General features: G+C 33.5%; 23 protein-coding genes. 21 read left to right on the forward strand and 2 right to left on the reverse strand.

The window, feature by feature from the left end; genetic code table 11:
• Positions 1-114 precede the first annotated feature (114 nt).
• Positions 115-2,766 (reverse strand): glycosyl hydrolase family 18 protein, encoded by a 2,652-nt coding sequence (locus ACFRAK_RS14310; RefSeq protein WP_394571908.1) that lies wholly within the window; start codon positions 2,764-2,766, stop codon positions 115-117.
• Positions 2,705-3,034, reverse strand: coding sequence for an Ig-like domain-containing protein (locus ACFRAK_RS14315; RefSeq protein WP_394571909.1), 330 nt, complete (start codon positions 3,032-3,034; stop codon positions 2,705-2,707). Before ACFRAK_RS14315 ends, ACFRAK_RS14310 begins: the two co-directional genes overlap by 62 nt.
• A 555-nt stretch (positions 3,035-3,589) precedes the next feature.
• On the opposite strand from ACFRAK_RS14315, the gene ACFRAK_RS14320 reads away from it, so the two are divergent.
• From ACFRAK_RS14320 to ACFRAK_RS14420, 21 genes are all read left to right on the forward strand, one after another.
• Positions 3,590-3,844, forward strand: a complete 255-nt coding sequence (locus ACFRAK_RS14320; protein ID WP_394571910.1) for a hypothetical protein — start codon at positions 3,590-3,592, stop codon at positions 3,842-3,844.
• A 136-nt stretch (positions 3,845-3,980) separates the two neighbouring features.
• Positions 3,981-4,301 (forward strand): hypothetical protein, encoded by a 321-nt coding sequence (locus tag ACFRAK_RS14325; protein WP_394571911.1) that lies wholly within the window; start codon positions 3,981-3,983, stop codon positions 4,299-4,301.
• Positions 4,302-4,874: 573 nt separating this feature from the next.
• Positions 4,875-5,513, forward strand: coding sequence for a hypothetical protein (locus ACFRAK_RS14330; protein ID WP_394571912.1), 639 nt, complete (start codon positions 4,875-4,877; stop codon positions 5,511-5,513).
• A 229-nt stretch (positions 5,514-5,742) separates the two neighbouring features.
• Positions 5,743-6,087, forward strand: coding sequence for a TIGR04104 family putative zinc finger protein (locus ACFRAK_RS14335; protein WP_394571913.1), 345 nt, complete (start codon positions 5,743-5,745; stop codon positions 6,085-6,087).
• 467 nt (positions 6,088-6,554) lie between these two features.
• Positions 6,555-6,872, forward strand: a complete 318-nt coding sequence (locus ACFRAK_RS14340; protein ID WP_394571914.1) for a hypothetical protein — start codon at positions 6,555-6,557, stop codon at positions 6,870-6,872.
• A gap of 84 nt (positions 6,873-6,956) precedes the next feature.
• Entirely contained in the window at positions 6,957-7,196 is a 240-nt protein-coding gene (locus tag ACFRAK_RS14345) for a hypothetical protein (protein ID WP_394571915.1), read from the forward strand.
• A gap of 84 nt (positions 7,197-7,280) precedes the next feature.
• Positions 7,281-7,511 (forward strand): hypothetical protein, encoded by a 231-nt coding sequence (locus tag ACFRAK_RS14350; RefSeq protein WP_394571916.1) that lies wholly within the window; start codon positions 7,281-7,283, stop codon positions 7,509-7,511.
• Positions 7,512-7,711: 200 nt separating this feature from the next.
• A complete protein-coding gene (locus tag ACFRAK_RS14355; RefSeq protein WP_394571917.1) occupies positions 7,712-8,113 on the forward strand; it encodes a hypothetical protein in 402 nt (133 codons plus the stop codon).
• A gap of 373 nt (positions 8,114-8,486) precedes the next feature.
• A complete protein-coding gene (locus ACFRAK_RS14360; RefSeq protein ID WP_394571918.1) occupies positions 8,487-9,017 on the forward strand; it encodes a GrpB family protein in 531 nt (176 codons plus the stop codon).
• Positions 9,018-9,371: 354 nt separating this feature from the next.
• Positions 9,372-9,911 (forward strand): sigma-70 family RNA polymerase sigma factor, encoded by a 540-nt coding sequence (locus ACFRAK_RS14365; RefSeq protein WP_394571919.1) that lies wholly within the window; start codon positions 9,372-9,374, stop codon positions 9,909-9,911.
• A complete protein-coding gene (locus ACFRAK_RS14370) occupies positions 9,904-11,316 on the forward strand; it encodes a DUF4179 domain-containing protein (RefSeq protein ID WP_394571920.1) in 1,413 nt (470 codons plus the stop codon). The genes ACFRAK_RS14365 and ACFRAK_RS14370 overlap by 8 nt, the downstream gene beginning before the upstream one ends.
• A gap of 598 nt (positions 11,317-11,914) precedes the next feature.
• Positions 11,915-12,391: a hypothetical protein gene (locus ACFRAK_RS14375; RefSeq protein WP_394571921.1), complete on the forward strand. Its 477-nt coding sequence runs from the start codon at positions 11,915-11,917 to the stop codon at positions 12,389-12,391.
• 146 nt (positions 12,392-12,537) lie between these two features.
• Positions 12,538-12,882 carry a YolD-like family protein gene (locus ACFRAK_RS14380; RefSeq protein WP_394571922.1) on the forward strand — a complete coding sequence of 115 codons (345 nt, stop codon included), beginning with the start codon at positions 12,538-12,540 and terminating at the stop codon, positions 12,880-12,882.
• Positions 12,883-12,937: 55 nt separating this feature from the next.
• The gene (locus ACFRAK_RS14385; protein ID WP_394571923.1) at positions 12,938-13,204 is read left to right on the forward strand and encodes a hypothetical protein; all 267 of its coding nucleotides are present in this window, start codon (positions 12,938-12,940) and stop codon (positions 13,202-13,204) included.
• 451 nt (positions 13,205-13,655) lie between these two features.
• Positions 13,656-14,219 carry a hypothetical protein gene (locus ACFRAK_RS14390; RefSeq protein ID WP_394571924.1) on the forward strand — a complete coding sequence of 188 codons (564 nt, stop codon included), beginning with the start codon at positions 13,656-13,658 and terminating at the stop codon, positions 14,217-14,219.
• A gap of 22 nt (positions 14,220-14,241) precedes the next feature.
• Complete coding sequence (locus ACFRAK_RS14395; protein WP_352928089.1) at positions 14,242-14,424, forward strand: hypothetical protein; 183 nt, start codon at positions 14,242-14,244, stop codon at positions 14,422-14,424.
• Positions 14,425-14,649: 225 nt separating this feature from the next.
• Entirely contained in the window at positions 14,650-15,774 is a 1,125-nt protein-coding gene (locus ACFRAK_RS14400; protein ID WP_394571925.1) for a DUF6602 domain-containing protein, read from the forward strand.
• Positions 15,775-16,038: 264 nt separating this feature from the next.
• On the forward strand, positions 16,039-17,448 hold the full coding sequence (locus ACFRAK_RS14405; protein ID WP_394571926.1) for a hypothetical protein: 1,410 nt from the start codon (positions 16,039-16,041) through the stop codon (positions 17,446-17,448).
• Entirely contained in the window at positions 17,448-19,469 is a 2,022-nt protein-coding gene (locus ACFRAK_RS14410) for a hypothetical protein (protein ID WP_394571927.1), read from the forward strand. Before ACFRAK_RS14405 ends, ACFRAK_RS14410 begins: the two co-directional genes overlap by 1 nt.
• On the forward strand, positions 19,453-21,312 hold the full coding sequence (locus ACFRAK_RS14415; RefSeq protein ID WP_394571928.1) for a hypothetical protein: 1,860 nt from the start codon (positions 19,453-19,455) through the stop codon (positions 21,310-21,312). Before ACFRAK_RS14410 ends, ACFRAK_RS14415 begins: the two co-directional genes overlap by 17 nt.
• On the forward strand, positions 21,302-21,700 hold the full coding sequence (locus ACFRAK_RS14420; protein WP_394571929.1) for a hypothetical protein: 399 nt from the start codon (positions 21,302-21,304) through the stop codon (positions 21,698-21,700). The genes ACFRAK_RS14415 and ACFRAK_RS14420 overlap by 11 nt, the downstream gene beginning before the upstream one ends.
• The last annotated feature ends 306 nt before the right edge of the window (positions 21,701-22,006 follow it).

Consider the following 22,006-nt stretch of genomic DNA (forward strand, 5'->3'; position numbering starts at 1 on the left):
AAACTGCATTTGATTTTTCGTCTATCGTATATTTAGTCAAAAAAACTGCACCTCCAATTGTTAGATGTTGTCTAACAATTGGGGTGCAGTTCATTAATATGGCCCTTCTTTGTTTTACTTTAAATCTGTTGCTAGTTGGTTCAGCAAGACTTCATTGGGGTCTTGGCTGATCTCCCAAATCATGGCTCCTGCTAATCCTTTAGATTTTATAAAATCTGCTTTTTGATCCATCGATTCTGCATCGTCATAACTAATAAAGGTGGATCCGTTCCATAAATAAGGAACTTGGGAATCTTCGTTCCAATATCGGACAAATCCATTTTTTCCGATAAAGTTTTTCTCTATTGTATTATAACTAACTGACTCAACACCCGTGTAAGATTGGTTCAATCCATTATTGGTATTATTAGTACCCTTATATTCATACCCATAAAACGGGATACCCATGACGAGTTTATTTGCAGGAACCCCGTTGTCTAAAAATAATTGCACAGCTTGCGAGTCACTCGGTGAATTGGAAGGTTCTCCAGAACTGGCATTTAGAGGGGAGTTAAAGCCGGTAAGGCTTTCCCATGGACCATGCATATCATAGGTCATAAGTTGAACATAATCTACAATTTTACCAATTTGATCCAATTGCGTGCTTTCAGCAAAAGAAGATGAAGCACCGGCAGCAATAGAAATAGTATATTTCTTCCCATCTAACGCTTGCTGCGCATCCAGTTTTTCACGAACTTTTTGCAAGAGAAGCGTATAATTCGTCTTGTCGATTGGACGAGTAACATTCGTCTTCAATCCTCCCCCAACCGGATACTCCCAGTCAAAATCAACGCCGTCAAAACCATACGTTACTAAGAACTTAACAACGCTATCAGCAAAGACAGTTCTGGAGGAGTCGGTCAATGCCGCATCGGAAAATTTACCGGACCAGTTCCATCCACCGACTGATATGACCGTTTTTAGATGAGGGAATTTTTGCTTTAGTTTTTTAAGTTGATTGAAATTCCCTTTAAACGCATCCGTTGAAGAATCTCCTGGAAATGATTTTTCTATATCGGCATCGGGATCTCCTACCTGCATCTTTAGATCATCCCCAATATTTGCAAAGGCATAATTGATTTGTGTTAACTTAGAAGCGTCAATGTCCGATACGTTAAATCCGTTATAGGTAGACCAGCCTGCATAGTAACCAGAAACCACATGACTTGGAGGCGTGAGCATCGGTGAGTTAGTCGAAACGGTTAACTTTTGACTCGCAGGTGATTCTTGTCCTTTTGCATCCTTTGCCGTAACGTAAAATGTATATTGGGTATCCGGAGTTAGTCCGCCTACAACAAAGTGAGTACTTGTCGTGTCCATAATTTTAACGTTGTTTTGATAAATGGAGTAGCTTGATACACCATCATTATCGGATAAGGCATCCCATTTCAAAGAAATGGAATGATCGGTTTTCCCTGTCAAATCGAAATTCTTGGGTGCATGAGGCCCCATTTTATTATGAACGAATACAGTTTTGGATGTTTCAGTTTTTTGCCCCGATTGATCATAGGCAATCGCCTTTACGATCTGATATCCATCAGGAACCCATGGGTCGGTAGCCCAAGTGATGGAATAGGGCTCGGACGTCCTTGTTCCAATCAAATATTGTCCATTTGAACTGTAGAATTCGACCTTTGATATCCCCGTATCATCTGACGCTTTGGTCGATAAATTGATGTTTCCTTTTACAGTTTCTCCATCACTTTCTACTGGAGATACCTCTAGGGGAATCACAGTAGGAGGAAGGTCCTGAGTAGTTTCATTAAATGTATCGCTTGCCGTTGAAACATTCCCTGCTCGATCTTTTGCTTTTACAGACAAATGGTACGTTGTCCCTGGTGTTAAGTCGTTCAGAGTAATACTCGGGCTAGTTGAAGTCCCGATTAGAGCCTGATCATTGTAAATATCATAAGACACCACGCCAACTTTATCAGTAGAAGCATCCCATGCTAACGAAAGGCTTCTATTTGTTTTTTCCGTGGTATGCAAATTCGTTGGTGCCGAAGGTGCACTTTTATCATTCTGAACGTAAATCTTTTGAGAGGACTCAACTTTTTGCCCCGATAGATCATAGGCAACTGCCTTTACAACCTGTTCCCCATCTGGAATCCACGGATCAGTTGACCAAGTAACGGAATAGGGTTCCGATGTCTTGGTCCCAATCAGATACCCACCATTTTTACTATAGAATTCAACCTTTGAAATACCACTATCGTCATTTGCTGTGACGGAAAGTTTTACATTACCTGATATGGTTTTTCCATCCTTACCTAAAGGAGATACCTCTATGGAACTCACAGTAGGAGGCAAGTCTTCTGTCGTCACATTAATTGTATTGCTTGCCTTCGAAATATTCCCTGCATGATCCCTAGCTTTTACTAACAAATGATACGTTGTACCTGGCTTTAATTCATTCAAGATAACACTCGCATTTGTAGAGGTTCCAATACGAACTTGACCATTGTAGATGTCATATCCCACTACACCAACATTATCGGTAGAAGCACTCCATGCTAGAGAGATGCTTTTATTAGTTTTGGCAGTGGTGTGCAATTTAGTTGGTGAAGAAGGTGCAACTTTATCATTCTGTATGTAGACTTTTCGGGTTGTGCCAGCTTTGTGCCCTGTCTTGTCGTAGGCAATCACTTTTAAGATTTGTTCTCCATCAGAAACCCATGGGTCGGTCGCCCATTTTACAGTATAAGGTGGGAGAAGTCTTCTTCCCAATTAGAAACTTCCCATCGGCACTGTAAAATTCTACTTTTGATACTCCTAGGTCATCTCCTGCCTTAACAGAAATTTGTACATCACCCGATGTTGTTTTTCCGTCAGTAGCTAAGGGAGATACCTGTACGGGACTTACCCAAGGAGGATTGTCTGCTGCTTGAGCAACAGGTATAAGTATAGGAGAAAATAAGCTTACACATAAAAATCCAATCGAAAAAGGATAAATCTTTTTCGATAATTTCTTGACCTTACCCTTTACCTCTATCAATCGCTTTTCTCTCCTTTTATACTTGCTCAAATTGATTCACCTAGCAATTGAATCACTAAGATATAGTATAATATATTGATATAATAGGAGTATAGTCGGTAATTTTTGTAATTTTTAATCAAAGGTGCCCATCATATACCATCAAGCCTACACATTAATATTACCTATTTAATTGTTCTTTCTAAGGTTGATGAAGCTTGCCTTTTTGTTATGAAACTATCGGGGCAGAATAGTTCAACAACGCATATAAAAAAGGATTGAATTTCCATATGTAAAAACATTTGGGTATAGTAAAATATGATTGTTCACAACTAGAAAAAAGGGGTTTTTGGAGGTTTTTATGGCTTTTCTTAAAATTTCAAGGATTAAATTTATTAAATTGTTTCTTAATACAATTTTTCTTACGATTATTCTTTCATTTTTATCGAACATATGTACAGATATAATTGCTTTGATTCTTGGGCATCCAATAGAAAAAGGTACAGAATATGTAACTTTTATGGTTCTGATTTGGCTTTTCTTTGCATTACAGAGTGAAAAGTATAAGGTGAGATAATGGATTTATTAGGAGCAATGTCTGTGTTGTTTGGTTTTGTAGCGTTATATGGTGGATGCGCCTATAATAAAAAAAGACACGAAAACGATGGTTTAGATGGTTCTGGAGCTGATTCAATCATTAGTGTCATCATCTCTTTATTCGTTGTCATCTTATTGAGACTGTTACCATATCAGGTTACCAAAACATTGTTATTTATATTTGCCTTTATTTGTTTTTGTTTTAGTGTTTATGCATTTACTCACTTAAATTAACGTGTGCTTAGTCCAATAACAGGGATTGCATCAGGGCTGTCTTTTAGGCAGCTTTTTCTTATAGAACTACCAAGGCAGGTTAATTGCATTATAGTGTATATTACAGTGAATAAATATATTTGTGAGGTGTTACTTTATGGGAAAAGATTTCTTTGAAATAGAATCAAAAAAAATCAAATTAACCGATATTAAAAGTTATGAAATTACATCCGAAGAAGTAAATAAGCAATGGATAGAGGAAGTAAAGCCTAATTTGCTTGTTCGGATAATATTGTTTTTTGCAAGTCCTGGAACTACTGGTGTGAAAAGAGAAATCGTGAAAAGTGGAAAGCGTCCATATGATGTACTGATTATTAAAACTATTCAGGGGGATGAATATAGGTTCTCTAAAAATGAGTATGTATTTGATGTACAAGAAAAAGTGAGAGAACTGAACGAATTTTTGAATTCAAAGTAAATCCAGAAAGAGTGACTTTTTGAGTGAAATTAGTCTCCAAAATATTTATCCCAAACAAATTTGTGAAGTAATGAACCTAAACTAACGGGTGCTATAGTTAAATAAGGGTGGTTGCAGAGGCAACCTTTTTTTATGCAACTAAATGGGCAGGTTAGTTCAAAGGTGTGGAAATATTTTCATGTACGAAATAGAATTTTTTTCGCTTATGATGAAAAAAATGTGATTATAGGCGGACAGAAGTGAATTTATGGATAAAAAATCATTTATAACAATATTTATTATCTATGTTGTTTTGGACTCTATGAAAGATGTAGAAATATCAAATATGTGGATACTTAACCAATTAATTAAATTAATTGTCTGTTTCACAGTGTTTTATATTTTTGTATTTATTTGGAATTTTATTACTAAAGAAAAATTTCAAAAGATTAATTCAATTATGGTACTCGATGAATAATTCTTTGTTTATCGGGTTGCGAGAGCTGAAGAAATATTACGATCAGTTACGACTGATCATTCTCAATATTAGAAGCTGTATAGTAAGAAAAGACATAATAAGTATAAGGAGAAAAAATGAATTGGTTATCATTTGTATATGCGATGATTTTTGGATTAGTAATTTCCTTTATAGGGGGTTTTTTAGACTTTCCTGAACCTCTTGTTTCCTTTTTCGTCATTATCATTATTGCGTACTTCCTTATATATGCGAAATTCCGATTATATTGGGGAATAGGTGATGTAGAAAAAATAGAACAACTTATTTTAAAAAATAAAAAGAATCCTTTTTATAGATTTTATTATGGAATTGCTAATGGAATTGAAAAAGATGTGGACGAGTCCATTAGAAAAATCAATCAAGGTTTTCACCTGCCTATTGTAAAAAAACAGAACCAATTAATTCATGCCTATTTTTACGAACGACCAGAAGAAATGGAAAAGATCTTAAACGGCATGAGAAAGTCAGCTTTTACTCTTTATTACCAAGCAGCTCGTTCGATTTTGATTAATGATTTTGAAGGTGCTTGGTCATATATTAAACAAAATCCGAAAATGTGGATGCAGGAAGCATTAACAACAGAACTTTTGGTTAAAGAGAATCGGAAAGAAGATGCATTCAGTCATGCACGCAACGCTCTTTCGAAAACAAAGGGAATACAGCGATATCTTTTATTACGTAGTTGGGAAAGAGAATGGGGTATGACTTTAAAATAAGGGCAAATTCAAGAGATAAAATGAAATAAATACGAATAGTTTTTTACTAAAGTGGTGATAAATTCGATAATCATTTTAATTAATTATGAGAAATTCCTTATTGCTTTAAAAGGGAGCGTTAGATTAAGGTCAGAGCTGTCTTTAAGGCAGCTTTTTCTTATGCAACTATCGGGGCAGGTTAGTTGCATAAGTTTTGGGGGATTTTTCTTGAAGAATAAGTTTAGAGTTCATGCTAAGATTCACTGTAAAAGAGGTGTTTTCTTTGAACATACAAAAGTGTGAAATTTGCGGGAATCAATTTACATGGAGAGAAGTGGGAAGGAGCACTACTGCTGGTTTTGGTTATCAGCCACTTATATGCAAGAAATGCGGAACTAAACATGAAGTTACTATGATGACCAGAATCATAGTTGCATTGTTAGTACCAATTGTCTTATTCATTCTTAACTCAAGTAATCTCCTCCCTTTTTATATTCCTTTTTATATAGGATTTTTGATTATACTAGTTTTATTTTTTACCGTCATGCTTAGCTTCCCTTATTTCGCAAAATATAAAGTTGTTCAAAAATCGTAAGTAAATTTTACTTGTTGAACTATAGGGGCAGTTAGTTGAAGAAGGATTGAAAAATTATTGGATTTTAAAACGAATAGAAAAGTGAAATTATAAGAAGGAATTGAGAAAAATGGATGCTTTGGTTGTTGGATTGTTGTTTCTAATTCCAGGAATAATCTTTTTCATATGGGTCTTGTTAAAATATACGGAAGAGGAGCATAGGAAGGAAGTTAAGAAGTGGAAATGGATAAGAAATGATACCTATGCTTCTTGGTCAGAACAGGATATGATTCTTTTTCACAAAATTGCGAGTAAATCGTACATTCTTGCAAAAATAATTCTTATACTGTTAACACTTATTCCAGTTGTAATCGGTGCTTTCGCTTTATGGGTCTATTTTTCGTAGATTGACTATTTGCTTGTCGAGCTAACGGGGCAGGTTAGTTTTTTATTCTCTTTTAGAGGGTGTAAGGAATGAGGTTCGCAAAATGAAAATAATGAATGTAGTATGGGTTTTATTAATTGTAATAGGTATGTTATCTGGTTGTTCCGAAGGTCCTCCGATTGACCACTTTGAAGAGAAAATAGTAGAAGCAACCGTAGTCAAAAAAGAACACGTAAGAGATGATGCGTCGGAATGGGAACTCACCCTCCGATATAAAAATAACGTCATCGTATATGGATATGACCATTCGGACTATTACAATCAGATAAAAGAAAGGGATAAAGTGCCTGTTACCTTAAGAAAAGGTTACACAAAGGAAAACAAATTAGAAGTTGAAACGATAGAACCAGTCAACGAATAAAAAAAAGCGATGAATTATAAAGATTATTATGGAACTAATGGGTGCTTTTGCTTCACAACAAATGGCAACGAAGGGAAAACTTTTATGGTAATGTTCGTTGGGTTACTTCTCTTTTTAATAGGTTTGGTTTCTTTTATATCTTTTTTGGTTTATGCGTATATAGAATTTAAGAAAGATGAAACTAAAACATCCAAAAAAGTGGTTTTTTTAATTTTAGGAATAATTGATATTTTGTTTACAGAAAGTATAGAAGGTTTTCTTTTAATATTGTCACTTGGGGCTATCCTTATTGGTATTGTACTTATAACAGGGTCATTTCACTAACGGGGCAGGATAGTTTAAGAGGACATAACTCGGATTGTAAACTGGAATTAAGATTTAAACCCAAAATTCATCCTGGAGGGACCAATGATAAACAAGTTTGAAATCAGATATTTTTATATTATCAGCCCAAGTGATGATAAATTTATTAAGTGGAGTACAGTTAAGGGAATCCTTAACGAAGATATAGTAGATGATTATGAAATAATTACTGATTTAATGGCTCAAGATGTTCGAGATAAGTTTGGTGAAGAATATGAAGTTTGGGATATAGCCAAAGATGAATTTGAACAGAAAATAAAGCCTAAAATGAAATAAGGTTCCTTAACCTAATATAACTAACGGGTGCGTTAGCTGAAGATCGGAGCTGTCTATAAGGTAGCTTTTTCTTATGGCACTAACGATGCAGTTTGGTGAAAGAAGACGTTAGGTGAACCATTAATATTGATATTATTCAAGGTTGTACTTATGATGGGTTGCTTTAATAAGAATATTGTATTTTTGAAAGGGATTTTTCAATGACAGCTCATTATTTTATCGCTACATTAAAACCAATTCCTGAATATCACACAAGTGAAAATAATTATCCATTTCTAAATGGTGAAGCGTATAAGGAAAGTTTGCCGTTTACCCTTCCTTATGTTTATGAACTTGGAGGTGAAGATATTGAATTTATTACATTCTTAGATTCATTTATGGAAATAGGGGACGTTGTAGAACTATATATATTTGAGGAAGGACGACTGGGTTATCCCTTATCACATAATTATCCAGAAGAGGCCAGAACAATTAATCTCTTTAAAAAAACTTACAAAGATCAATACGGTGAATATCAATTAGACTCAAAGAAATGGAAAGAAAAGCTTTCCAGACGAACTATTGCATCAAAACGAAGCGTTACCACATTCGTGAAATATTAGTGACCTGCTGCTCTCAAGGGTGTTATTGAACTAACGGGTGCGTTAGCTGAAGATCAGAGCTGTCTTAAAGACAGCTTTTCTTATGGAACTATCGGCCAGTTTACTTGAATAAGGAATATACTTGGAGGTGAAAATCTTGAGTTCAACCTTGCCTATAATATTAGGATTGCTACTGGTAGCGTATTCTCTTTTTATTCGAAAAAAGAAATAAGCACGAATTGTAAAAGGAATGTACATAAGCTAACGGGGCAGGTTAGCTACATAAGACTTATATTTATTTGGAAAAAAATGCTTAATTATAACTTCTTTTTGTTATTAAGCAAAAGAAAGTGTAATAAAGTAATTACTGTAGGTCGATAAGGGAGGTATCCAAATGAAAGTTCGGCTAACTGAATTTAATCAAAATTGGGCACAAATGTATAAAAATGAGGTTCAATTTTTAAAAACAATATTTGGGGATGAAATCATCAGATTTGAACATTTTGGCAGTACATCAGTTTGTGGTATGAAGGCAAAGCCTGTAATTGATATGATGTGTATCGTAAAAGACATCGAGAAGGTTGATAAATTTAATGAGAAGATGTATAACCTTGGGTATGATATTGCTGGAGAATGGGGGATTACAGGTCGCAGGTTATTTCAAAAAGGTGGAGAAAAAAGAACTCATCATATACATTTTTATCAATTTGATAACCCCGAAATCGAACGGCATCTAATATTTAGGGATTATCTGCGGTCTCACCCAGAAGAAGTAACAAGATATAGTAGCTTTAAAGAAAAATTGGCGAAACGGTTTGATAACACAAGTGAGTATAGTCCAGCAAAAGAGACATTTGTTAAAGAAATGGAAAAACAAGCAATCCTTTGGTTTGCAGAAAATCAAAAGAAATTATTTTTAGATTAATACCGATTAATAACTTAACTTTATTTTTTTATAAACGGGTGCTTACTTCAATAACAAGGGTTGCTGCGGCAGCCTTTTTCTTATGGCACTAACGGGGCAGGATAGTTCAATAAGCGATTTTGTAGAATAAAGTGTAAACTCACAAAACCTTTGAGTTGCAGAATACACTCAACAAATTCAAATGCTATCAAAAAAAAGCAACAGTTTAAATAAACAGAAATCGCAAAGTGGTTTCTGTTTATTTTCTTAACTTAGGTTTTTATTTGCATGTTATGCTTTTTCCAAAAATACTTTAACTTTTTGAAACTTTTTCTGAAGATATATTCCACTAATGGTTGAAAGGAGTTGAGAGAGATGAAGTTTGATGATGATAAGATGGTTAAAAAAGCAATCAGGGGCAATAAAAAAGCTTTTGAACAACTCATAAAGCAGCACTATGAACGAGTCTACCGGACTGCTTATCTTTATGTACATAACGAAGAGGATGCATTAGATGTCGTTCAAGAGGCAACGTATCAAGCTTTTACGAGTATTCATTCGTTAAAGCATCCGGAATATTTTATGACTTGGCTTACAAAAATCATTATCCGATGTGCTGGCCAAATCCTTAAGAAAAGAAATAATATTGTGCGGCTAACAGACGAAGTATTGTCTAATTTAACGGTAACCTATCATTCAGGTCATGACGAAGCAATAGATCTATTAAATGCGATCGGACAGTTAAAAGGGAATTATCGATCCGCCATAATTTTGTTTTACTACTATGATTATTCTATTAAAACCATTAGTGAAATCATGGAGATCCCCCAAGGGACTGTAAAAACTTATTTAAGCAGGGGGAAAGCCGAATTAAAAAAGTCCTATAAAGAAGAGGAGGGCAAATGCAATGGATAACAAAGAAGTAAAAAGTGCTATTGAAAAAATAGTTGTACCAAAAGAAAAAGTGTTTAGCGCTATTGATAAAGGCTTAGAAATGTCAGGGCAAGGTAGGAAAATAAAGATAAAGAAAGTTCTTGCAGGTTCAGCTGCTGCAGCTGCTCTTCTTGGGATCACCGTTGCCTCAGGATTTGTTAATCCTACAATGAATAGAGTATTAGCTAATACCCCTTTAATAGGCGGGATTTTTCAAGAATTTAATGATTCAACAGGCGTAGAATTAGCTAACCAGGATGCAGTTACAGAATTAAACCAATCAATTACAAAAAATGGGGTAACTGTAAAACTGACCAGCGCATACTTTGATGGCAATGTAGTATCAATCACAGGATTTGTAGATGAAGATGTTGAAAAGGGGCATAACGAAAAAGGAGAAGTAAGCTTTGATGTAAACTTTGAACACAATAAAGGGGATCATGACCCTTGGCTAAATGGAAAGTCAAATGACATTAAGAAAGTGGAAAATGGATATAACTTTCAATGGAAAATGGTATATCCTTATAAATCATTTATGGAGAATTCTACTCTTCCCATAACGATTCATAATATCAACGGGATAAAAGGTGAATGGAATTTTGATATTCCAATTCAACAAGAAAAAAATCGTACACTTGCTATTAATCAAGAGCAAGGATATCCAGAAGACGAGGTAAAAATCCGTATTAAAGAGATACTCACTGCAAAGGCATCATCTTCACTTATATATGAGACCGTTGAGAAATACAAAGGTGATGATATTTATATAAAAGCAGTTGATAATAAAGGAAAAGTGTATAGGTTTGGAGATGGAACTTTACTTGATGAGTCAGAACAAGATGATGGATATCAAAGTACCATGAGAAGAGAAATGACCAAGCTCAATTCAGATATTACTTCACTTACCTTTTATCCTCAGTTATCTGCAGCAGATCCAAAAGTTCAACAGCTTTTGAATATTAAATCTTTCAGCTTAAAAAGCACACGGTTCAATTTAGGCCTGCAGGTAAATGATGTTACTCAAAAAGGTGAGAAATTGGTAATAGATTATCAACTTACAGGGATTCCGAAGAATTTGAGTAAAGGTAAACTTGAAATAATTAACCATAATTTGAAATACCTTTTCTGGTTGGTTGATAAGGAATATTTAACTAAGATCGACCCGGAAAATCCATGGCCTCCTAAAAACCACGGTATTCCCTTTAATAAAGTAAAAATGATTGATAAGGCAACAGCACACTTCCAATCTACTTTTGACTTAAACGGAGAAGAAAGGATTGAGAATTTTAAGCTGGAAAATACAATGTTGCTATTTGATTTTTCAAGCTTTGTCCCAGCTAAGGAATTAAAACCATTTACTGTTGTACTTCCAGAGGGGAATGAATAAACAATTAAAGTAGCTCATTTTAGGGACCATATAGTTGACGAGTGGAATTCTACTAGTGCATTGAATAATTAGTAATATCGGGGCGATGACTTATGTAAGTCACCGTCTTTTTTTTATTAGTTAGAAGTTTGTGAAATATTGTACTTAAACTAACGGGTGCGTTAGCTGAAGATCTGAGCTGTCTTTAAGGCAGCTTTTTCTTATGGAACTAAAGGGGCAGGTTAGTTGAAGAAAGAGTAACCATATTTTATAGTTGAATGTATAACTGCAACATTTTAATTTTGAGGGTGAAATTGATGGATTGGTTAAGACTAATTAGTGCTATAATTTCAATCAGCATTTTTTTATATTTAATTTTTCAGACATCAAGATTTGGTATGGAGTTAAAAAAGGCAACTAACGATGATAGGAGTTTATCAAAGGGGTTTCTGCGTAAATGGGAAAGGAAATTCTCAAGAGTAGTTATTTTGATTATTATAGGTTCTATTTTCGGTATATTAGCTATTATTTTGTCTTATTAAACTAACGGGTGCAATACTTGAAGAGGGCATCGAAATTTTCTGATTTTGCTAAGAAGAAGTTAAGTATGGAGGATAAAATGAACATTGAAGCATTTAAGGAATTAATTGCACTGCATAAAATAGAAGAACGCACTATTCAAGGCTTTTGGGGTGGGATAAATAATGCCAAAATAAATGAAGACGATGAATTAGAGGACCTTTTTAATAGTATCAACAAAAGTTGGCTAGAATTGATTATTCATAAAATATCACTTGCCATAATTTATGATTACTCAGAGTTTATCGAAGCTGAATTAAGGATTTATTTGAAGGACACATATATAGGTTCTTATTTGTGTGTGTTCACCTTAGATGGTGAAACGGCAGATGATATATTGAGGCTTGAAGACTATACGTTTATTAGAGGTTTGATTGCAGTAGAAGAAAGAACTGAAGAAATCGCTAAATTGGCAATAAGTGAAAATTTAGATGATGAAATGATTCAAAGGTTTACAGGGCTTAACTTGCAACGAATTAACGAAATAAAAAGTGACCCAAATAGTAACAAGGAATAAGTAATCTCTTCTTCTTCTTCAACTAACGGGTGCGTTTGTTCATTAAGGATCACTAAAAGTGACTCTTCTCTGGAATAGGCATTTTTTTCTGCCTTTCACAAGAACGTTAGTTCGTATATAATGAATGAAAAGGAGGGATCTTTCTAATGGGTACAATTCGTGATAGAGGAATCATTAAATGGCAAGCAGCATTGATGTTACCAGAACATAAAGCATTAAATAAAAAAAAGGATAAGGACGATTATTTCTTAAATAAAAAACCTGTCCTTGATGAATACCAGGTTGAAGAATTTGAAAACAACATTCATTATGCGATGGAATATCATTTACCGATAAGCTTTAGATTGCATAACCGGGGAAATCCAATTGAACTGCATGGATACTGTGTGTATATTGATCCTGTCACGAAAGAGTTAAGTATTCAGAAGAAAGATAGTTCCTACGAGAAAATTAAGTTTAATGAAATTATTAGTGTGATCGTTGAGGATTAAAAAAAAGCCCTTTTTTATTCAGGAAGGAAAAACCACAGAGATTTAGGAGTATACAATGGAAATTCAGATTGAGGTTCAAGTGTTTGCGAACGGTGCTAAGTTCTTACAGTCTGGTAGTTGTTCAGTAATAACAACGGACTTTAGAACAGAACAGGAATGGACTGCTGCTATATCAGCTTATGAGTGGATAAAAAAGATAAAAAACTCTGTTCGCTATCCAAACGACTTTCAAATTGTTAGTGTTGTTTACAACGGAGAAAATGACATTACAGATTTAGTAAGAAAAGTACACCCTATAATAAAGGATAATTTACCTTTTTAGAATTAATCAACTAAAAATATATTTTAAGGATCTCTTTAGAGGTTCTTTTTTTGTTCATAATTAAAAATTTTATAGGCTAGACCCTAGAAGCGTTTTAGTTTAATAGAAGAAATTCCACCTGAATAAGTAAGGGGAGTTTAATATAATAGAATATACTCCACTTCATTAAGTAAGATGGGGAATTTAAATGTTAAATATGAAAGTTTATGTAGGCAAGGCGAAGAACAGGTGGAACAGTTTCACAGTTGGGATAATCGTTGGTATTGGAAATGATCAATATTACATAGTAAGGTTTAGAGATGGAAGGAAAACGTGGATTAGGAAAGATTGGATTTTGTTTTGGTATTAGAAAGCTCCCTGCGGGGAGTTCTTTCATTGTAATCATTTCCATTATTTTCTTAATGTGCGATAATAAGAAGAAAAAAGGTAATGCTAATTTTGGGGGATAGATATGTTCTTAATCGGCGCAGCAGTTCAAAGTGCAGGGCTGCCACCCAGTTTTTATGGTTCATTAATCGGTTCATTTATATCTGGTTCGGTAGCAGTATTGATACTGATATACAACAACTGGCAAAAAAACAAGGAATTTAATTTTCGTTGCTATGGCACAATGAAAATTATTACTCTTCATTTGGGTTATCTATCTCAGGTGGAACAATTGACATTGAAAGTATTAGGAGAAATGATAGATAAACAAGATTATAGAAACGCAGGACTTTTAAAAATTCTTAAAAACAGCAAAGGTTTTTTCGAAGAACAACATACATTATTAGAAAAAGAGCGAGCAAATATTCCTTATGACTTTACAAGCAGATACTTCACAATCGTAGGTGCCATCCATTCGGTCACTGTTGCATATGATCAGCTCATCGAGGAACCCACCAATCCTGATAGATATGAAACTCTTGTTAAACAGATGAGTTCTTGTAACAAGATTATAAAAGTATTTAATGAGAACACCACTAAATACCTGAAAAACGTGGAAAAGAGATATAAAATAAAGGATTTTTATTAATACACTAACCGGGAGGATGTAAATGAAAAATTTACTTAAATTATCTTTGATTATTGCCTGTGCTTACTTTTTGGTACCTGCAGCATCAGATTGGATGACTTGGAAACCATCCGTTTACATTTTTGATGAAAATGGAAAATTAGTGGATAAATTAGAAGATACACCTAAACATCCTCCAATTAATTTGGCAGATTTTTTTCCTTAATGAATCTCTTTAGAGGTTCTTTTTTTATCCCTTTTAAATTGTGTTATTGTGTAATTGTTTTAAAGCCACAGATAGTACATGGCTGATTACAATAAAAATTAAAAGTTCAATTTTAAACTGATAAGAAGGTAAATATAGACAAAATAAGTAAGGATTCATACAACTTTTTATGTTTATGATGTATGTTAATTATAATAAATAAGAGGTAATTAAGGGGGTAAAACAATGATTAAACAGTCTATTCATGCTTCAGCCAAGAAGATGCAAATTGACTTTGAAGAAGTAACCGGAAACATTAACCATATGGGAGAAAGAGGTAGTAGTAGAGAAGAGATTTTGCTCAGCTATTTAAGAAAATATATTCCTACTAAATATGAGATGAATAATGGAGTAATAATTGATGGAACTGGAGTGCAAAGTAGGCAACAGGATATTATCATTTATGATTCATTTAATAGTCCTATTTTATTAAATATGCAGTCTACAAAAATGGTACCCATAGAGAGTGTTTTTTCAGTTATAGAGGTTAAATCATCATTAAACAAAACTGAAATAAGTAAGTGTGTAAATAATATCTTAAGTGTTAAATCATTAGTTAAAGATAGTTTGGATGGAATAAATTCACCCACAGCTGGATTTGTATTTGCCTTTACGTCATCTACAACTCTAGAAACCTTATTAGATAATCTAGTTGAAGAAAATAATGGAGTGGAAAAACATAAACAGATTAGTGCATTGTGTGTGTTAGATAAAGGATTAATTGTGAATGTATCAAAGAAAGGCTTGAAGGACATTAATCTTCTACCCAATGAAGATACCACTCCTGTACTAATTAAAAATACTGCTGAAAATAATTTAATGTTATTTTATCTCTTATTGATGCAATACCTTAATCAGTCAACTGTATCTGTACCAAATTTATTGAAATATGCAAATGCTGGGGAGTTATTAAATATAGAATACTCTATACCTAATAAACATGTTCCATCAGATGGTTATTATGAATTAAATGAAGGAAGAATTGAATTAGAAACTGTCTATTCAATGATGAAGGATTCTGATTTATTAAAAAAAATTCAAGATGGGAAAGCTAGCTCAGAAGATATAATGTTATATTTCAGTAGACAATTAAAAAATATAATTAATCATGCTGAAGAATTTGCTGGATTGCCCCAACGTACTATAGATTTCATGGGAAAGATTTATCAATTTTCTGATATTGAAAAAGCTACAGTTATATTTGTTAAATTGAATAATAAGGAAGAAGTTAATACACAGGATTTAGATTTTTATATTGAATTTAGCAACGGGATGTATTCACAATATCAATCTCAATTACCTAGGACATAGTTAAAAAGATTTTCAACTATTCCTTCTTCAAGAATCGAGCGCGGTTTCGCTTTTCTTATAAAACTAACAGGTGCTTTAGCTGAAGATCGGAGCTGTCTATAAGGCAGCTTTTTCTTATGGAACTATCGGGGCATGCATTTGTCGGAAAATTACTTTTATCTGTACCGAAGTTAAAAGATGATTCAAACCAATTCAGTATTAGAAGCAAAAGGGTTGTGGTAATATATTACTATATAGGGATATCGCAACAAGGGGGAACGTTTAATGAGCGAAATAGATATATATATATACTTAATAGATGATAAAGAAGCAAACCATATACTCAAATTTTTTAATGAAACACCAACGGGTACTCGTAAAACCACAACGGCTACTCTTGAACAAAAAAAGCAACATATTAAAAAAATTTTTAAGTCTATGACACCGAAAATGATTCGTCAGCGAAGAAAGGGGCATCCTGACCCTTTTTACACTTATATTAATTCACAAAATATTATTAAAGAAAATGCCGAGTCATTTTCAGACCAAGTGTTACTTCTAAATGAAGAAAGAAAAAATATTCCTGACTATATACGGTTTATTAACCTGTTACTAACCTTTCCAGAAGAAACAAGAATAAGGTTAGATACTATAGATCAAAACATTAGAAAAGGAATAGATCCCCTTAACTTTGATGAAAGAATTAAAACAGTTGAAGAATTAAAAGAATTTATTAGAAAATACAGATCTTATATAGGCGAAAATGCACCATCAAAGATTATAGAAGTCTTGGAAGATTACCAATTTGACGAGTACTCATCTCTATTAAAAAAATGTAAAGATCAAATTAAGAATTATGACCTCTTACGCTTTTACAATCAAAGTGAAGAGATTTATAAGATGTTTGGACTTCCAATCTCACATGCTGCTTATATTATTACCCATCAGGATGAGGAACATGACATATTAATGTTACTTGCCATAGAGGCTATGTATGAACTTCTTAAAAACCAAAGCGAATATGCAATTAGCGGTTTAGAGAAAAAACTTGATGAAGAACTGGGCAAAACCCAAGATGAGAAACAAGGTTTGGAAAATTTATTAAAAACAAAGGATACGGAAATATTAAACTTAGAGACTGAGCTTACAAAAATAAACAAGAGCTTGAAATTAGATTCTAAAGAGAGGGAAGAATTCAAGAAACAATTAAATGATTGGGAATTAAAGTATAACAAACAAGAAAAGAAATTTGAAAGGACATTGGAAGAACATGAAAGGTCCGAAACAAAATTAAAAAATGATCTTGGAAACCAGATTGATATACTGAAAAAAGAAATGAATATTAAAAAAATAATAGAGCTTGAAAGAGTAAATAAATATAAGACTGAGTATTCATTTAATACAGAATGGGGAATTATTTGTCTAACAGACTACGACTGGGTTAAGGAAATCTATCCGGAGTTAACAATTGTTCATGCTGACTCCAAAATGGAAATTAAAAACCTACTTAATAATCCGGATATTAAAACTGTGTACCTGCTTATGAAAGGGTTATCAACAAAACAATTTAAAGTTATTAAACAAGAAATTGAAAAATATAACAAAGTATACAAAGGAATAGAGTTTGAGAGCTATAAGGAATTTGTTGAATGGATTGGATACATGAAAACCATGGAAAGGAAGGGTGTATTATAATGAAATTATATCCTCCAAATATATTAGATCAAATTAAAGAAAATTATGTTGTCGGAGTTTTGGCATCAAAAGATGACTATCTACCAAGAATGGGTGATTCTGGAGAACCTGTTTCATTTTCGGAACAGATGAATGATGTTGTCTTTTTTGTGAAGCCCATTAGCCAAGAACCGAAAGAAATAACACAAGTTGAAAATAGGGTCGGAATGAATAAAATGTATATTGGAGTAGGCAGTAAAAGTATTAGTAACTTGCCTCTTGAATTTAAATATAATACAGATATAAATAAGAAGATTAAATACATAAAAGAAAAATTCGAAGGAAAGCTCCTATTGTTTAAACCATTATTAACTCAACAAGAAAGAACCGAACGTTATTATAAAAACATAGATGATATCATTGTTGAGGAAGACTGTAGGGAAGGTGTATCTTTCTACGCGGTACCAAAAGTAAACTTGACACCAAATGAATTTGAAGCAAAACTTTTAGCAGAAGAGCCTATCAATTTAGAGCAATACAATCATGCCATGCCAGCTCCCCTTTATGTTCTTTGTGGCGATTATATTTATGGGAATATTAAAGAGAATCAATGGAGAATCGATTCTTCAAACAATCATAATGCCCGTGTCATTATATCACCAAGCACTGTAAAACGGGTGGAACTGATGGAAGCTGAGAAACTTAAATATATAGGTTCGGAACGTGATTTCATTGTGTTTTTTGATGATGAATTTGTATCGACTACAATTGCAGACCGTTTAGATTTTGAGGGAGTACACCTAAGAGGGTTGGAAGAAGAAACCAATGCCACATCTCAAGTAGAACTTGAAAATGTTCAATCTGCAATGAATGAAAAAAGCCCAGAGTATACTAATACAAGTCCTAAGCAACTTCACGAGATTGCATTTATCCGAGATTTAGAAACAAAGGCAAAAGCACGTAATCTAATATATAGTAGGGAAGATTTAATCAACTTTCATACTAGTATAAAATCAAGTGCGCTAACAATGTTATCTGGACAAAGTGGAATTGGAAAAACTAAATTAGCAACAATATATGGTGAAACTCTTGGTTTAAGCCAAAAAAGCGATACGATGCTGATTATGCCTATTTCACCTGCATATACAGAACCGGGAGACATATTGGGTTATTTAAATCCCGCAACTGGACTTTATATGCCAGCTGAAACTGGTTTAGTAGAATTTTTGATACATGCTCAAGATTATGATAAACAAGTTCATATGCTTATTATGGATGAAATGAATTTGAGTCAAATTGAACATTACTTTGCCCCATTCATTTCCTTATTAGAATTAGAGGAAGAAGATCGGTTTTTAAATTTATATAGTAAAGACTCGGTGTGTCATAATGATCAGAAATACAAGAATAGCATTCATTTGAAAAATAACTTGGTAATTGTCGGGACAATGAATACAGATGAAACTACAAAAGATCTTTCTGACCGGTTATTAGATCGGTCAAATGTCGTGGTTTTAGAAAAGCGTTCTTTTAAAGATATAAAAAAAGAACTAGAAGTTTTTGATGGAAGTGAAGTTTATAATTCAGGTTTAGAAGATGCCTATGGAGAAGTATACATGACATGGAAAAGCCAAAAGGAAAATTGGAAAGCCTTTGAAGAATTCGAATTAGAGTTTTATGATGAGCTGGACAACGCTATTTCTAGAGTAGATCGGTTAAAGGGCTTTTCTATACGAAACATTATACGGATGGGGGCCTACTTAAATAATCTACCAGTAGATTCCGAACAAGTATTTCATATTGAAAGAGGAAAAGCAATTGATCTATTCATTAAACAAAGAGTAATTACTAAAATAAGAGGCCCAATCGAAATATATGAAAATTTAATTGGAACGATGGAGTTTGACAATACAGAACCTAACGGGGAATTATACTCTTTGTTTAATAGTGAGACAGCCCAAAAAATAAGTACATTTGATAAAACCAAAATAGAACTTAAACAAAAGGCAAGGGAGTTAAGTGTAAATGGATATGCAACCTAAAGTCTTATTCACAGTTTATCGGCCCTTTGCTAGACCTGAAACTTATGAGGCAATACTTGATTCGACTCAAGTAGTATATTCAGGAATAGAAGTCAGTGAATATACTAAGGTCGATGTACAGCTGGTTTGTCCTAACGATACAGAAGCAATTTTAAAAATTGAAACATACGAAACAGGAGAAATTTTAGAGTTACACCATTCTTTAAAAGGAACTACCATTATGGGAGGTACTAATTCTGAACATATGCTTGTGCCGGATAAGTATCGATTTGAAATTATTACAAAAGAAAAACAGTATGTTTCCTATTATATAGTCAGTTCAAAAGATTTTTCGGAGCAATCATTACTTAATTTACGACAATACCTAGAGAATTTACTAAATGGCTTATCATACGATTTGGTTAAACAAAAATCAGGCATGGCAATACCTATCTCAAATATGAACCCAACCTTGCTTCAATTATTTCAATTTGTAAATAAACATAAAAATTACATTCAGTTTAATTTAGAAATGATTTTCAAGGATCCGATGACGGATTTGATTGGAGAGTATCGAGTGACACCACATTCGAGGAGGCCAAATAGAAAGAGTTTCCTATGGCAAGCTCAAAAGGGAGGACAGAAAAACTCTTTACCTAATAGTCCTCGTTTACATTTAGAAAAACATGCGGAATTAACCTTAAAAAATATAGAGAATCAATGGGTGCGTTTTATTATTAAGTTTTTTCTGCGGACAATTAGAAAGCTTGAAGTAAGCTTTCAAATGGAAGCAAATCAAACTTCAAGAAAAATGGAATATCAAAAGGCCCAATTAGAACAAAATAGAAAGCAAATCAGTTTGGGGAATAATTCCTTTGGTTATCGGAAATCTATAGAGGGCTTAAAAAGAAGTGAAAAACGTTTGTTAGGACGAATTGAGGAATTAGACAAAGAGAGACAAAGTTATGAACAACATAAGAATCTCCTACGTCAAATAACATACCTTTTTACTCAGTATGAAACTGTTCCTTGGTTTCAATCAGTACCTTCTAATAAGCCAAAGAAGATAACTCAACGTCTACTTAAAGACTATAGATATAGAAAGTTGTATACCCTATACAAAGAGCTTTCTAGACTTGAGACTAAGAAAGTTGAATCAAGTCTTTCCGGCATTCCCTTTCGTCGGACGTGGCAACTCTTTGAATATTATAATGTAGGTTTAATCATTGATATTTTTAGAGAGAATGATTACAAGTGGGTTGATGGGTGGTTAGCAAGTAAAGACAGCCCACATCAACATATAGGTACTCTTCCCCCGGATACCATTTTACGTTTTGAAAAGTCAAACAGTGATCATTATATTGAGTTGGCTTATGATACCGAGATTGAAAGTGCAATAATTGATAAAAGCTATAGTAGATATTTCAATGATGCTGGAAGAAGGCCTGATATTCGTATCACTATTTATCGTTTAGATGGCTCTTTGTATACAGATAAAGCGGGGTTAATTATTGAATCGAAGTGCCGGCGTCATAAATATCTAATTAATCAGAACATAGATCCAGATGTAAAGCTGCAACTAAAAGATTTCAAAAATCTCGAGTACTTTGATACACATGCATCACAAAAAGGGGAAGTACCTGTCAAAACACCGATTAAACAAGTTATAGTTTTATATCCTAAACAAAGCGGTATGGAACCTGTAGTACCCGACCATCTTTATGGAGAAAGTATGCTTTATTTACAAGTTGAACCAAACGATTCTTATAGTGAGGGTAAACCCTTTGGTTACGAAAGTCTTAAAGAAAGAATAGATGATTTCTTATCGCAGGTCGAGGAGAGCGAGGGAGTTTATGCTGAATAAAGAGCAAGAAATTCAAAAAATTTTAAGAGGGAAATTTATGGAGGGCCCAAAACTTTTAATGGCTGAAGATTCTACGGGAATCAATTATTTTTCAGGAAATGCTAAATCTGCCTATTATGAACTATATGGTACGTCTTCAATTTTTCGTTTAATGGTTATAGAGCCGTCAAATAATCTATTTACCAATCAATATGTTGGTAAGAATCACCTTCTATTTTTGTTAATGGAAGAAGAACAGGTGAGGGGAGGATTTATTTCTCTAAACGAGGATTTAATTTTAGAGTTTAGGAGTGCTTTTTTACACTTACGAGATGAACAAGTTGAAGAACTTCATGATTTATGGAAAAATTTTGCTAAGAACCATTATTGTAATTTGATTCAAGGGTAACGTTTTAAATTTATGTAAGGCTTGCCTGTCCTTGTGAAATAAGTTCTGTGTTTTCACATCATATCTGAATCAAGTCAATTAATTTCAAATGCAATATCGGTGTATAAACTAATCTAATTCTTGCCTATAAGCAAATTTTCAAATCTTATCACTAATTAAAGAGGCGGCCTACCGCGGGGATGGGTGAAAAGAGTTAGTGAGAAATATGACAGAAAGTAGACGTCTATTTATCCAATAGACGTCTTTTTGCATAAATGTAGAAATATTTTTGGCTAGAGGGTTAATAAGTATAAAGGAAGAAGAGTA

It is taken from the genome of Peribacillus sp. NPDC056705, assembly GCF_043656335.1.